Source organism: Gelidibacter sp., from assembly GCF_035515035.1.
In the GTDB taxonomy this organism is placed as follows: Bacteria; Bacteroidota; Bacteroidia; order Flavobacteriales; family Flavobacteriaceae; genus Gelidibacter.
The window spans coordinates 103,024-117,543 of the sequence record NZ_DATJCA010000152.1 but is presented as its reverse complement, the minus strand read 5'-3'; the positions used below and the strand labels follow the sequence as shown (position 1 = coordinate 117,543).

General features: G+C 38.3%; 11 protein-coding genes and 1 tRNA gene. 6 read left to right on the top strand and 6 right to left on the bottom strand.

Annotated elements, in window-relative coordinates; genetic code table 11:
* The 3 genes from VLZ86_RS12590 to mce form a co-directional block, all read right to left on the bottom strand.
* A partial coding sequence (locus VLZ86_RS12590; RefSeq protein WP_325451855.1) for a hypothetical protein occupies positions 1-207 on the bottom strand: 207 nt, incomplete at its 3' end.
* A 179-nt stretch (positions 208-386) separates the two neighbouring features.
* Positions 387-463, bottom strand: a tRNA-Ile gene (locus VLZ86_RS12585).
* A gap of 49 nt (positions 464-512) precedes the next feature.
* Positions 513-917 carry a methylmalonyl-CoA epimerase gene (gene mce / locus VLZ86_RS12580; RefSeq protein WP_325451853.1) on the bottom strand — a complete coding sequence of 135 codons (405 nt, stop codon included), beginning with the start codon at positions 915-917 and terminating at the stop codon, positions 513-515.
* 317 nt (positions 918-1,234) lie between these two features.
* Between mce and rbfA the strand changes: the two genes are divergently transcribed.
* Both rbfA and VLZ86_RS12570 read left to right on the top strand, forming a co-directional pair.
* Positions 1,235-1,630, top strand: coding sequence for a 30S ribosome-binding factor RbfA (rbfA, locus tag VLZ86_RS12575; RefSeq protein WP_325451851.1), 396 nt, complete (start codon positions 1,235-1,237; stop codon positions 1,628-1,630).
* Positions 1,631-2,833 (top strand): ABC transporter permease, encoded by a 1,203-nt coding sequence (locus tag VLZ86_RS12570; protein WP_325451849.1) that lies wholly within the window; start codon positions 1,631-1,633, stop codon positions 2,831-2,833.
* 262 nt (positions 2,834-3,095) lie between these two features.
* Here the strand turns inward: VLZ86_RS12570 and dusB are convergent, their stop codons facing one another.
* Together dusB and VLZ86_RS12560 are read right to left on the bottom strand one after the other, a co-directional pair.
* Positions 3,096-4,088: a tRNA dihydrouridine synthase DusB gene (gene dusB / locus VLZ86_RS12565; protein WP_325451847.1), complete on the bottom strand. Its 993-nt coding sequence runs from the start codon at positions 4,086-4,088 to the stop codon at positions 3,096-3,098.
* A 124-nt stretch (positions 4,089-4,212) separates the two neighbouring features.
* Positions 4,213-5,439, bottom strand: coding sequence for a M20/M25/M40 family metallo-hydrolase (locus tag VLZ86_RS12560; RefSeq protein ID WP_325451845.1), 1,227 nt, complete (start codon positions 5,437-5,439; stop codon positions 4,213-4,215).
* A gap of 127 nt (positions 5,440-5,566) precedes the next feature.
* On the opposite strand from VLZ86_RS12560, the gene VLZ86_RS12555 reads away from it, so the two are divergent.
* Entirely contained in the window at positions 5,567-6,670 is a 1,104-nt protein-coding gene (locus tag VLZ86_RS12555) for a hypothetical protein (RefSeq protein ID WP_325451843.1), read from the top strand.
* A gap of 215 nt (positions 6,671-6,885) precedes the next feature.
* Here the strand turns inward: VLZ86_RS12555 and VLZ86_RS12550 are convergent, their stop codons facing one another.
* Positions 6,886-9,312 (bottom strand): outer membrane beta-barrel family protein, encoded by a 2,427-nt coding sequence (locus VLZ86_RS12550; protein WP_325451841.1) that lies wholly within the window; start codon positions 9,310-9,312, stop codon positions 6,886-6,888.
* Between the two features lie 148 nt (positions 9,313-9,460).
* On the opposite strand from VLZ86_RS12550, the gene lepA reads away from it, so the two are divergent.
* The 3 genes from lepA (at position 9,461) to VLZ86_RS12535 (ending at position 14,492) form a co-directional block, all read left to right on the top strand.
* Positions 9,461-11,257, top strand: a complete 1,797-nt coding sequence (gene lepA, locus VLZ86_RS12545) for a translation elongation factor 4 (RefSeq protein WP_325451839.1) — start codon at positions 9,461-9,463, stop codon at positions 11,255-11,257.
* Between the two features lie 566 nt (positions 11,258-11,823).
* Positions 11,824-13,227, top strand: coding sequence for a glycogen synthase (locus VLZ86_RS12540; RefSeq protein WP_325451837.1), 1,404 nt, complete (start codon positions 11,824-11,826; stop codon positions 13,225-13,227).
* A gap of 2 nt (positions 13,228-13,229) precedes the next feature.
* Positions 13,230-14,492, top strand: coding sequence for a glucose-1-phosphate adenylyltransferase (locus tag VLZ86_RS12535; protein WP_325451835.1), 1,263 nt, complete (start codon positions 13,230-13,232; stop codon positions 14,490-14,492).
* Positions 14,493-14,520: the final 28 nt, after the last annotated feature.

Below are 14,520 nucleotides of genomic sequence, written 5' to 3'. Positions count from 1 at the left end.
TGATGCAGCCCTATTTATAACTTGATTTCTTTTGTAAAGAATATAAATTCCAAACATCAATCCTGCCACAAGTAATATCCATAAGTTGTCATCAATTGGTAGCAGAGGGCCTTCTGGATCGCCATCACGAGCGGGTGGCGGAGGACCTTGGGTTTCCGTAACCGACTGAAATGCAAGAAAAACTACCGTATATAAAAATGATATCATGAATGTTATATAATGGTGGGGACGGTAAACACGTGCCTAAAGTAACAATTTTTTAATTACTCTACTAAATTATTTTAAGAACATTCTGAGATAAATTTATCTTTTTAAGAATAACCCGAGTAAAACAGTAAGAATTTCTATAAAAAAAACAAAGTCTTGCAACGCAAGACTTTGTTTTGTGGTGGTCCCACCTGGGCTCGAACCAGGGACCACTTGATTATGAGTCAAGTGCTCTAACCAGCTGAGCTATAGGACCGGTTAAGAGGATGCAATATTACTACTAATTTTAAAATCATACAACAATTTTAAGACTTTATCTCTTGGCATAACTCAATCAAAACGCCATTGGTGCTTTTTGGGTGCAAGAAAGCCACCAACTTGTTATCGGCACCTTTCTTGGGCGTTTTATTTAAGACGGTAAATCCTTCTTTTGAAAGCCGGTCAATTTCCGCTTCAATATCATCAACCGCAAAGGCGATATGATGAATGCCCTCGCCTTTCTTCTCGATAAACTTAGCAATTGCACTGTCGGCTGAAGTGGCTTCCAGCAACTCAATCTTATTTGGACCGGCTTCAAAAAATGAGGTGCGGACGCCTTCGCTATCCACCGCTTCAATTTTATAGTGTGGCTTTCCAAAAAGTGCCGCGAATAGGTCGTTTGAGGCATCTAAGTCTTTTACGGCGATGCCGATATGTTCTATTTTTTTCATAGTAATGCCCGCGAAGGCCGATTTATCATTCCCGCGATCCCGATAGCTATCGGGAGGGAATCTCTCATTATATATCTGCGAAGGCAGGTATCTAATTAATCTCCGACGTATTATTTTTGATAAACAGCGTTGAAGTCTATTTTAGATTATCAAAAGTTAAGAATAGAGTACAACAACAGTTCCCTATTCCAACTTTGTGCTTTCAAAAATACAATATTCCTTAAATATGCTCTATTTTTGCAGTTGATAAGCCCTAATTGGCTTTAATTTAATAATTTAAATCTTGAGGTGATCCTCTTTTTTTATAAAAACGAAACATGGAAGAAAGTCATAGACAGAAAAAAATAGGAGGCATTTTGCAGGTAGACTTGGTTGACGTGCTTCAAGGTGCAGCAACTAAAGGGGGCATGCGTGGTATTATTATCTCGGTGAGCAAAGTAAGCGTAACCGCCGATTTGTCATTAGCCAAAGTATATTTGAGTATTTTTCCTAATAAGGAAGCGGCGGAATTGCTGGAAGGAATTCGTTCCAACACCGCGTTGATCCGTCATGAATTGGCACAGCGTACCAGACATCAACTGCGTCGAATGCCCAATTTGGAGTTTTTTATTGATGATTCCCTCGAATATATTGAGCGGATTGATAAATCTCTACGAGGCGAAGAGAACCCAATCAGGGACGCTGATTTACTGGATAAACGTAAAAAAAAGTAATTGAATTTTTCGCTTTACATCGCTAAGCGTTACCTCTTTACCAAAAGCAGCAATAATGCCATCAACATCATGACCATTATTGCCGCGTCCGGCGTTGTGGTGGCTGCTGCAGCGTTGTTTATTGTTCTTTCAGGATTTGCAGGGCTAAAGGATTTTAGCCTTGAATTTTCTTCTTTTGTAGACCCTGATCTTAAAATTCTTCCTGCTCAAGGAAAGTCCTTTTTACTAACGGAAAAAGACTCTACAGCATTAGCAAAGATTGACGGAATTGCATCCTATTCCAAAATCATTGAGGAACGCATCATCATAGAATTCGATAATAAGAATTTATTGGCTTCCCTAAAAGGTGTGGATGAACATTATCTGAAAGTCACCAGCATTGATTCCATGATCATTCAAGGCCAATGGTTTGAAAAAGGAAGTGGCCAGCTCGTTTCAGGATGGGGCATTGCACACAAATTATCTTTTGGGATTTTGGATTACGGAAAAGCTCTGAACATCTACGTTCCGAAACCGGGCGTCGGGCAAATAACTTCCATAAAAGGGGCGTTCAACTCTTTGAATATGGTCAATATTGGCGTTTTTGACGTAAATGAAGATCTCAACGGGACCTATGTTTATACGGATATTGTAAATGCGCGCTACTTGATGGATTACGCCAACAATCAAGTGACCAGCATTGAAATTAAACTCCAACCTAATGCTGATGAAAAAACGGTTAGAAAAGCGATTTTAGAGCGCTTTGATACCGAGGTCATCGTTAAGAACAGAGCACAGTTAAATGATTCGCTCTATAAAATGCTGAATACTGAGAATCTGGTGGTCTATCTGATTTTTACTTTAGTGATCATCATCGCCTTATTTAATGTGATTGGTGCTTTGATCATGATGATTTTAGACAAAAAAGGCTCATTGAATACGCTTTATAATATTGGCGCCACCACGAAGGATATCCGTCGGGTGTTTTTCCTTCAGGGAAGTTTAATGACGATTTTAGGTGGGTTTGCCGGCGTTTTGATCGGTTTTATCCTTGTGGTGCTACAACAGCAATTCGCGTTGGTAATGATCACGCCTTCGCTTCCCTACCCAGTGAAAATTCAAGTGGTGAATATTCTTCTAGTCTTGGTAACTATTGCTGTTCTGGGACTGATTGCGTCTAAAATTGCTTCTGCACGCATCAATGAAAAGTTAATGCAAAATTAGTCGTCCCACCTTCGCAAATGTTCTGGACTGGCAGGCAGAGTTTAAAGTTTAGGAGTATAGGATAAATTTTATCGCATTGATAATGACATGATTCTTAAAAAACTTACCACATACTTCCAACTATACGGAATGCAGAATTCTTTAGAAAATGTATATGTTAAGATAAATCTTCAGAAACATCGTTTGCGATCCCAATTTCTTATCGGGATCTTTCCTCTACCCATACCCTCTTCAAACTTCGTGCTCAGTGCTTCTAGCTCTTTCAAACAAACTCGTAGCCCGCATAAGCTCCCAGCACTTCATCAAACGCTGCAAATACATCTGACGAATCATCGCTCGTCACCATCTTCGTGCGATACTCCTTAAAATTTGGAATGCCCTTAAAATAATTGGTGTAATGGCGTCGGGTTTCAAAAACACCTAATTTTTCGCCTTTCCAATCAATGGCCATCTGAAGGTGTCTTCTTGCGGCATCCACACGTTCTTCCAAAGAAACAGGATCCAAATGTTCGCCAGTATTGAAAAAATGTTTGACCTGTTTAAAAAACCAAGGGTTTCCGATGCTCGCGCGACCAATCATACAGCCGTCCAATCCATATAGATCACGCATTTCCATGGCTTTCTCTGGAGTATTGACGTCTCCATTTCCAAAAACTGGTATATGCATTCGAGGATTGTTCTTAACCTCAGCAATTGGTCCCCAATCGGCATTACCTTTATACATTTGAGCGCGCGTGCGGCCGTGGATTGAAATTGCTTTACAGCCCACATCCTGCAAACGTTCGGCAACTTCAACAATTTTAATGGAGTCATGGTCCCAACCCAAACGGGTTTTTACGGTAATGGGTAAATTCGTGCGTTTGACCATTTCTTCCGTTAATTTCTCCATCAAGCACACATCTTTCAAAATGCCTGCGCCTGCACCTTTGCTGACTACTTTTTTGACCGGACAACCAAAATTGATATCAATAATATCGGGATTGGATTTTTGAACAATATCAATGGTCTGCAACATGCTTTCTAGGTTGGCGCCAAAAATCTGTATGCCTACCGGGCGTTCTTTTTCATAGATATCCAATTTCATGATGCTTTTTGCGGCATCGCGAATCAATCCCTCACTGGAGATAAATTCTGTGTATACCACATCGGCACCGTTCTCTTTGCACAAAGCTCGAAAGGGTGGATCACTGACGTCTTCCATAGGTGCTAAAAGCAATGGAAAATTTGGAAGTTGTATGTCGCCTATTTTTATCACTGTAGAAATTTTTGTGCAAAATTAGCTTTTTTTTATGGAATTAAAGTTATGTGGAGCTAACTGGTTGTATTCTAGAAATTTTGGAATAGGAAAGCTTTAAGCCATTCATCTGGAAAAGTTTGGATTAAAACTTCAAATCGGCTTCAATTTTCTCACCTTTTCTATCCACAATTACTTTGGTCTGATCGCCTTCCTCAAAAACCGAAAGCGCTCGCATATAGCCATATATATCCGTAATGGTACTGTCGCCCAATTTAATAACCACGTCGCCTTTGAGCAAACCAGCTCTTGAGGCAGGCGTGTCATCCCTAAGACCATCAATCCGCATGCCTTTTCCATCGTATAAATAATCTGGTACGACGCCTAAGCCCACTTTAAATCGCGCCATTTCTCCACTATTGTCCTTTGTTTTTCTAAAGGCCAATTTACCACTGGAATCCAGTTCTTTGATCACATCAAAAATATAGTCAGAAATGAGTTCCATGCCTTCATAATTCAACTTATCAGCATCATCACTGGGTTTGTGATAATCTTCATGTTGTCCCGTAAAAAAGTGGAGGACCGGAATATCATTTAGATAAAACGAAGTATGATCTGATGGTCCAACCCCAGACTCATCTTCTACCAATTTAAAACCTTTGTTGACCGCATGCAAAACCTGTTTGAAACGCGGTGAAGTTCCTGTCCCATAAACAGCTAAAGTGCTATCGGATTTCAACCGTCCGACCATATCCATGTTAATCATATAGTTAGCAGTACTGATATCAAATGTTGGGTGTTTCACAAAATAATTACTTCCCAATAAGCCCATTTCTTCTCCGGAAAAGGCCATGAATAAGTAATTGTTATGGCTGTTCGCTTTTTTTAATTTTGCGACTAAATTGAGAAGCACAGCAACCCCACTGGCATTATCATCAGCGCCATTGTGGATGGCTTTGTCTTTTTCACGATATAATGAGCCTTCACCACCATAACCCAAATGGTCATAATGTGCGCCAATAATGATGGTGTTTTCCGCATTATTATCAATATATCCTAAGACATTGGTACCCGTAATCATGCTGTCCGTGGCTGTTTTTGCAAAAGTCACTTCGCCATGAGGATCCGATTTAGGTTTAAAACTAAAGGTTTGGAAATACCCATCGGTTCCTTTTGGTTCCAGACCTAAAGCCTTGAACCGCTCTGAAATATATTTGGCCGCTTCCTGTTCGCCTTTTGTACCCGTTTCTCTACCTTCATAGCCATCGGAAGCTAAAACAGCAATGTCGTCCTTAATGCTTATTTCTTTGAAGGTTTCTTGTTTGCAAGATGCGATTAAAACGAAAAAAAACAGACCTATTATATATTTCATGATTATATATGTTAATTTTATACAAAATTAGGCATTATTTGCGGTTTTCTTATCTTATTCTCAAAAGTTCAAGTTTCCAAATAAGGGATTATCAGACTGAGAAATCTGTGATTTAAAACTATAATCTATGAAACACATTTTAATTATACTATTAGTTTTCGTCGTTAGCATCTCCTGTAAAGACGAAAACAAATCAAATTCTGAGAAGGTTGAAACTATCGAAATAACCGTTACGGATTCGCTTATTTTTCCAGATGAAAAGCATTTCAAGTCCTTAAAACAAATCACATTTGGGGGAGATAATGCTGAAGCCTATTGGAGTTTTGACGATAAGCAATTGGTATTCCAATCCAACAACACAAATTGGAACGTGAAGTGCGACCAGATGTTTTTAATGAATGCAGACGATACCTTTAAGGATAAAATGCCCATTATGGTCAGTACAGGAAAAGGCAGAACCACTTGTGCTTATTTTTTGCCCGACAATAAACACATTGTATATGCCTCTACTCATTTAGGTGATGAAAATTGTCCGGATACACCATTGAAAAAAGACGGGAAATACATTTGGCCGATTTATGATTCGTACGACATTTTTGTAGCCGATCTAGAAGGTAATATTACCGCACAACTGACCAATGAACCCGGTTATGATGCCGAAGCGACAGTTTCTCCAAAAGGGGATAAAATTGTATTTACCTCCACCAGAAATGGCGATATCGATTTATATACCATGAACATTGATGGTTCAGAGGTTAAGCAAATTACTTTCGAATTGGGATATGACGGCGGTGCCTTCTTTTCTCCTGATGGCACAAAACTTATCTTCCGGTCTTCACGTCCAAAAACTGATGAAGAAATTGCAGAATATAAAAGCTTGCTAAAAGAAGGTTTGGTCCAGCCCACTGAGATGGAACTGTACATTTGTAATGCAGACGGCAGTGATTTGAGACAATTGACCAACCTTGGGAATGCCAATTGGAGTCCGTTTTTTCTACCTGACGGCAAACGTATTATCTTCTCTTCCAATTTTGAGGCAGAACGTGGATTTCCGTTTAATCTCTATATCATAGGGATTGATGGAAAAGGCTTGGAGCGTGTGACCCACAGTGATACCTTTGATGCCTTTCCTGTATTTTCAAATGATGGTAAAAAACTTATATTCTCTTCCAATAGAAACAACGGTGGTGGGCATGATACCAATTTGTTTGTTGCAGAATGGCAAGACTGAAAGGATTGACATTCTGAAACAGCATAAGCAAGAGACCAATTTGTTTGTTGCAAAATGGCAAGACTGAAAGGATTGACATTCTGAAACAGTATAAGCAAGAGACCAATTTATTTGTTGCAGAATGGCAAGACTGAAAGGATTGACATTCTGAAACAGTATAAAGCAAGAGACCAATTTGTTTGTTGCAGAATGGCAAGACTGAAGAATTAGAAGCATTAATTCTGCTTTTTCTCCAAACGCTCCGTTTCCTCTTCAGTTACCTGACGTTGGTTGGTTTCTAAATTGGTGTTTCCAAATTTGTATCTAAATCCTAACTTAATGGTCCATGTGTCTTGATCAAAATACGTCGAGTTGTTTTGGTTTAGGTAACGTGAACGGATATTAAAATCCTGAGTGTTAAAGAGATCTGAAACCGCTAATGAAATAGTGGCTTTATCCTTTAAAATTGTTTTGGATAGGGATAAATTAGACATCAACATCTCATTGACCTCTCTAAAACCACTGATGCTCTTGCTCAAATAAACCAATGTGAAATTTACATTCAAACTGCGGTCTTTTAAAAACGAAATATCGTTGCTCACGACACTGTAATTTGACCACAAGTCTTTTTTGAAATCAGAACCCTCAATTTGACCTTGATCTTCCGCGTTAAAGAACGAGGTCGCAAAATAAACCGACCAGGTATCAACAACATTGAAATAGGTAATGAAATCTATACCATATTCCACTGTTTTATCAAGATTTAAAGGCGTGTAGGTTAAAATATTGTTGACATTGTCCTGAAGCGGCAGCTCAAATATATTATTACTATAGGTTTTATAATACGCCTCAATGGTATAAACTCCTTGACCTAGAGACGTACCTAACACCACATTATCTACGATAACCGGCTTCAAATTTGGGTTTCCAACAACTATGGTTACATCATTTAAATAAAATTGAAAAGGATTCAAACTTTGATAATCCGGTCTTCCTATACTTCTTTTATAATTGGTATAAAGCGAAAAATTATCTGAAAACGTATAATTTAAACTTGCCGTAGGAAACCATTCCAAATAATCTTGTGTGTTGGTAACATTATCATAAACAGACAGACCTTCAACCATTGTTTTCTCTGCACGCAGTCCCGTGGTCAGATTTAGTTTTTCCCAATCTTTAGAAAAGTTGACATAACCGGCATAAATAGTCTCATCATAATCAAAAGCGTTGGTATTGTTAGGATCAATGGTTTCGGTGCCATTGACGATATCAAACTGGGTAATATTACTTGCACTGTTTATGTTGGAACCTTTAGCACCTATTTCTAAATTTGTCGCCTCATCTATAGGTAAGTTGTAATCCAGTTTTGCGGTATAAATTTCCGTATCCTGATGGTTATCAGTTCTAAAAGCGTTTGTAGCTAAAAAGCTATTATCACTATCAAAATAATTGCTCTTTACATTCTGGTTCCTATTGTAATTATACGTTGTGAAATGGGCGTTGGCAGAGAGCTTTTCTCCGGACTTTTCGAATTGATGTACATAATTAAGATCAAAACCTAAATTGTACTTATCATCATTTGAAAGATTATTAGCGTCAAAATAATAATCCAAATTCTGGTTCGCTTCAAAAACGTTCGTGTTATTATTAATTTTATATTCAAAATATGGCAGCACCAAGACGTTTGAAGACAAGCTCAAGGTGTTTTTTTCATTGATGTTATAATCCAGATTAAAATTAAAATTATGCGTTCTTGACCAGGTATTCCGGTTGGTTTCAGACTTAAATATCTCGTTGATATTACCGGCGCCGTCCAAGTAATTGATCACGTCCTCTTGACCTCTATTGATTTTATCATGGGAATAGGTATAGTTGGCAAAAAAGTCAACCTTATCATTCTTAAAAAAGTGACTCATGCCTGCATCATACCTAGGAAAAACGCCTTGGGTGAAATTTGCAAAAACATTGCCTCTATAACCTGTGACCAAGTTTTTACTCATGACAATATTGATCACGGCACCACTTTCGGCATCGTATTTAGCTGATGGATTGGTAATGACTTCAACGGATTTTATAGAATTTGCTGAAGAACTCTCCAGTAATTGAACCAACTCTTCACTGCTTAAATGCACTTTTTTATCATTTATATAAACCGTGGGGGTGGAATTTTTTACTTGAATGTTGTTGTCCATCACCAAAACGCCGGGGGTGCTTTTGAGTACATCAAACATATTTCCCTCAATTAATGCCGTATTTTCAACATTGAAAACCAGACGATCGGCTTCTTTTCTGAGTGTTGGTTTTTTCACGATAATACTTACTTCGTCCAATTCTTCTGAAGATTCATATAACACAATAATCCCAAGGTCCATCACTTGATCAACCAAAAGAGATTTATAATCATCGTTAAAACCTAAATAACTGATTTTTAACAAGTAGCTGCCTGATTCTAATTTATCGAGAAGAAAAAATCCTTTATCATTAGTTGAAACTCCTTTAACCACGGAAGAATCTGCCACTTTCATTAAAATGACATTCGCAAATGCAACCGGTCGTCCGTCTATGTCCTCAGCAAATCCAGAAATAGCATGGTTTTGAGCAAAACCCATGGCGGTTACAAGAATAAGGGACAAAAATAAGAAGGTCTTGAAAGGGCGTTTCAAATTTAATTTGGTTTAAACCCGCAATATATAAATTGTTTTAGACTTAGGATTACGGTATTCCCGTAGTTATGAATGTTTTTAGATAAATAAAAATCATCTAAAAGCGTAATAATTCAGTTATATTTGCAACTTAGTTAGCCCTTATTTTATGAAGAACATTAGAAATTTCTGTATTATAGCACATATTGATCATGGTAAAAGTACGCTTGCAGATCGATTATTGGATTTCACGGGCTCAGTAACTGAACGTGAAAAACAAAATCAGCTTCTTGATAGTATGGACTTAGAGCGTGAGCGTGGTATTACCATAAAATCTCACGCCATACAAATGGATTATACCTACAAAGGTGAAAAATATATCCTTAATCTGATTGACACCCCCGGCCACGTTGATTTCTCTTATGAGGTTTCCCGATCCATTGCGGCATGTGAAGGTGCTTTATTGATCGTTGATGCGGCACAGAGCATTCAGGCACAAACCATTTCAAATTTATATTTAGCCTTAGAAAACGATTTGGAAATTATTCCAATCTTGAATAAAGTCGATTTACCAAGTGCCAATCCAGAAGAAGTGACCGACGATATTGTGGAGTTATTAGGTTGCAAACCCGAAGATGTCATTCATGCCAGTGGCAAGACAGGTTTTGGAATCGACAACATTCTGGCCGCTGTAATTGAACGCATTCCTGCTCCAAAAGGTGATGTGGATGCCCCTTTGCAAGCTCTGATTTTTGATTCGGTCTACAATACGTTTAGGGGGATTGAAACCTACTTTAGGGTATTTAACGGCGAAATTAAAAAAGGGCAAAAAATTAAATTTGTTGCTACAGATAAAGAATATTATGCGGATGAAGTGGGTACCTTAAAACTTACTCAAATACCCAAACAAAGCGTTAAAGCTGGAGATGTTGGCTATTTGATAACAGGAATCAAAACCGCTAAAGAAGTAAAAGTAGGGGATACCATTACGGATTTTGCAAGACCAACCACTAATATTGTGGAAGGCTTTGAAGACGTAAAACCCATGGTATTTGCAGGAATTTATCCTGTGGACAACGATGACTTTGAAGAGCTCCGTAATTCCATGGAAAAACTACAGCTTAACGATGCTTCCTTGGTTTTTATTCCAGAAAGTTCAGCTGCCCTAGGTTTTGGATTCCGTTGTGGTTTCTTGGGAATGCTTCACATGGAGATTATCCAAGAGCGCTTGGAACGCGAATTTGATATGACCGTGATTACTACCGTACCTAACGTGTCCTACAACGCCTATACCAATAAAAATCCGGATGTTCCATTTATTGTGAACAACCCATCAGATTTACCAGATCCGTCTACCATCAATAGGGTAGAAGAGCCATATATTAAGGCTACCATAATCACAAAATCAGATTTTGTGGGTAATGTGATGTCGCTTTGTATTGAAAAAAGAGGAAATATCATTAACCAAACCTATTTGACTCCAGAACGGGTTGAACTTACTTTTGAAATGCCGTTGGCTGAAATAGTGTTTGATTTCTACGACCGATTAAAAACAGTCTCAAAAGGCTACGCTTCTTTTGATTACCATCCAATGGGCATGAAAACCTCCAAATTGGTTCGCTTGGATATCTTACTTAACTCGCAACCTGTGGATGCCCTTTCAGCCTTGATTCACGCCGATAACGCTCAGGAGATTGGCAAGAAAATGTGCGAAAAACTACGTGAATTGATTCCACGTCAACAATTTGATATCCCTATTCAAGCCGCTGTTGGAGCTAAAATTATTTCAAGAGAAACTATTAAAGCCTTGCGTAAGGATGTTACCGCAAAATGTTATGGCGGTGATATTTCACGTAAACGTAAACTTCTTGAAAAACAGAAAAAAGGTAAGAAACGTATGCGTCTGGTTGGGAACGTCGAAATTCCTCAGCAAGCGTTTATGGCGGTGCTTAAGTTGAATGACTAGACTATAAGTTCCTGCGAAGGCAGGAACCTCATGATAAAAAGACCATTCTAGTTTTTAACGCTTTTACCTAGTTCGTTTTTGAGCTAAAAGTATAAGATCAACTCCGTTGAACCTAAAGATTAACCTAATTCCTGCGCAGGCAGGAATCTCATAATTTGGATGTCATATGCGTCCGCAGGAATTTGGCGAAGGCAGGAACCTCATAATTAAATGATCATTCTAGTTTTGTAACGCTTTTAGCCACTTCTGGTTTGAGCTGAGAGTATAAAATCAACTCCGTTGAACCAAAAGATTCCTGTGTCCGCTTTTTATATAAAACATCAAGATTAACTACATTAAACCAAACGGTCTCCTGTGTCCATCAGAGCAGGATTTTTCAATCTGTACTTCCACCAATCAATTTTCGTTAATGAACCCACTAAATAACGTGATATTTGCTCAAATGATTCACGAATATTAAAATTTGAGCAACATTCATCTCAAATAAATCTTAAAATATATTTTTTTTATAAGTATGTGATATGCTCAAATATTTTGTAGTTTTAAAAAACTAATAAAACTAACCAATGAACATATTTCATATCAGTGCGGAATGCTATCCTATTGCCAAAGTTGGAGGTTTGGGAGATGTCGTTGGTGCACTTCCAAAATATCAGAATGATTTGGGTCAGGCCAGCAGCGTCATCATGCCCTTTTATAATAATAAATTTACCCAATCCCATGCGTTCAAAAGAGTTTTTAATGGCCGATTCAATTTAGGTAGACCCTTTAATTTTGACATCCTCACCCTTGAAGATAACACCTTGGGTTATGACCTTTACCTTGTTCATATTCCAGAATTATTATATACAGATTATGTATATTCTTCCAATGATACCGATCGGTTTTTAGGTTTTCAGATTGCTACCTTAGATTGGTTGGTGCAGTTAGAAACAAAACCGGATATTGTACATTGCCATGACCATCATACAGGATTGATTCCGTTTATGATGTCACAATCCTATGCCTATCATAAATTAAGAAGGACACCAACGGTGGTTACCATTCACAATGGGCAATACCAAGGCTGGTTCAGTCATAATAAAATCCACCTCATCCCACCTTTTGATTTTTCTAAAGCTGGGTTATTAGATTGGAACCATCTCATAAATCCGTTGGCATCAGCTATAAAGTGCGCATGGAAAGTGACCACAGTATCTCCAAATTACATGGAAGAACTTAAATATGCTGCCAATGGTCTGGAAGATTTGCTGCGCTATGAAAGCGGTAAATGTGTGGGAATTTTGAATGGTATTGATGATAAGGTTTGGGATCCCGCTACCGACGATAATTTGATTCAAAACTATTCCATAAAAACCGCTGTTTCAGGTAAAAAAGGCAATAAAGAATGGCTTTGCAAAGAGTTCAATCTCAATCCCGCACTTCCGTTATTTGCATTTATTGGACGACTGGTAGGTGAAAAAGGAGCCGATTTATTACCTGAAATTTTTCATAATTCCCTAGTTCATAAAAACTTGACCGTAATCATGTTGGGTTCTGGAGATACCTCTGTAGAACATCAGTTAGACCAATTAAAATATCGCCATCCCGGGTATTACAACAACTATATTGGGTATAACGAACGTTTGGCACATATTGTTTACGCTGCTGCCGATTTTTTAGTCATGCCATCACGTGTAGAACCTTGTGGGCTTAACCAAATGTACGCTTTGCGCTATGGCACAGTACCTGTTGTCAACAAAGTTGGTGGGCTGAAAGATACGGTTAAGGATTTTGACGATAACGGTTTTGGAATTTTACATGATGGCGCAACTGTGCACGAAGGTAGTTTTGCGATCCATCGGGCCATTAATTTTTACAGTGATACCGAAAGGTTCAAAAAAAACCGTAATTTAATCATGAAAATTGACCATTCTTGGGATTCCTCGGCTCAAGCTTATATTAATCTTTATAATTCATTAATCCAGTAACTATGTACCACGACTCAGTAATTTCTATCATTTTAGGTGGTGGGCAAGGCTCTCGACTTTATCCGCTTACCGCAACACGATCAAAACCAGCTGTTCCCATTGCGGGAAAATATAGATTGGTAGATATTCCTATTTCTAATTGTATCAATTCAGAAATAAAACGCATGTTCGTATTGACGCAATTTAATTCGGCGTCCTTGAACAAACACATTAAAAATACCTATCATTTCAGTTTCTTTAGTCAAGCGTTTGTAGACGTTTTGGCCGCCGAGCAAACGATGACCAGTACCTCATGGTTTCAAGGCACAGCTGATGCCGTACGCCAAAATATGCACCATTTTTTGAATCACGAGTTTGAATACGCCCTAATTTTGTCTGGCGACCAATTATATCAAATGGATTTTAATAAGATGTTGGATGCGCATGTGGCCAGTAATGCCGAAATAACCATTGCTACCTTGCCTGTTGTGGAAAGAGAAGCCACGTCTTTTGGAATTTTAAAAACTGATGAAAACAGTATCATTACCTCCTTCATAGAAAAACCTGACGCGAGTTTGTTGCCCGAATGGACCTCTGATGTGAGTGACGAAATGAAAGCACAGGGGCGGAATCACTTGGCCTCCATGGGAATTTATATCTTTAATCGTCAGCTGCTTATCGATCTTATGGACAACCCTGATACCAATGATTTTGGAAAAGAAATCATTCCGCAGTCTATTAACAAGCATAAAACATTAAGTTATCCTTTTGAGGGTTATTGGACCGATATTGGAAATGTAGATTCATTCTTTGAGGCCAATTTGGGGCTCACCGATGATATTCCTGCCTTTGATCTGTTTAACAATAAAAAGCGTATTTACACACGGGCCAGAATGCTCCCGACCACAAAAATTAGCGGCACTACGCTCAATAAAGCAGTTATCGCAGAAGGCTGTATTATCAATGCTGCAAAAATTGAGCATTCTGTTATTGGAATCCGTGCCAGAATTGGCCATGATTCTACCATTATCAATACGTATATGATGGGTAGTGATATTTATCAATCCCTAGCTGAAGTCACCTCCACATCAAAAATACCGATGGGTATTGGTAAGCGTTGCTTTATAAAGAACGCCATTATTGATAAAAATTGTTGCATTGGAAATGATGTGAGAATCAATGTGGACGAGAATTCAGAAGATAAAGAAACCGATACTTACGTGATCAAAGAAGGCATTATCGTCATCAAGAAAGGCGCGACTATTCCTCATGGAACGGTCATTTAGAACCTAAATATAAAAATTAAGTTAAGCC

What these genes read in the sequence shown, in the direction of transcription:
- mce (WP_325451853.1), bottom strand. Translation starts at nt 917, where the DNA reads ATGAAAAAAATAGAACATATCGGCATCGCCGTAAAAGACTTAGATGCC.
- VLZ86_RS12560 (WP_325451845.1), bottom strand. Translation starts at nt 5,439, where the DNA reads ATGAAATATATAATAGGTCTGTTTTTTTTCGTTTTAATCGCATCTTGC.
- VLZ86_RS12535 (WP_325451835.1), top strand. Translation starts at nt 13,230, where the DNA reads ATGTACCACGACTCAGTAATTTCTATCATTTTAGGTGGTGGGCAAGGC.
- VLZ86_RS12555 (WP_325451843.1), top strand. Translation starts at nt 5,567, where the DNA reads ATGAAACACATTTTAATTATACTATTAGTTTTCGTCGTTAGCATCTCC.
- rbfA (WP_325451851.1), top strand. Translation starts at nt 1,235, where the DNA reads ATGGAAGAAAGTCATAGACAGAAAAAAATAGGAGGCATTTTGCAGGTA.
- VLZ86_RS12540 (WP_325451837.1), top strand. Translation starts at nt 11,824, where the DNA reads ATGAACATATTTCATATCAGTGCGGAATGCTATCCTATTGCCAAAGTT.
- lepA (WP_325451839.1), top strand. Translation starts at nt 9,461, where the DNA reads ATGAAGAACATTAGAAATTTCTGTATTATAGCACATATTGATCATGGT.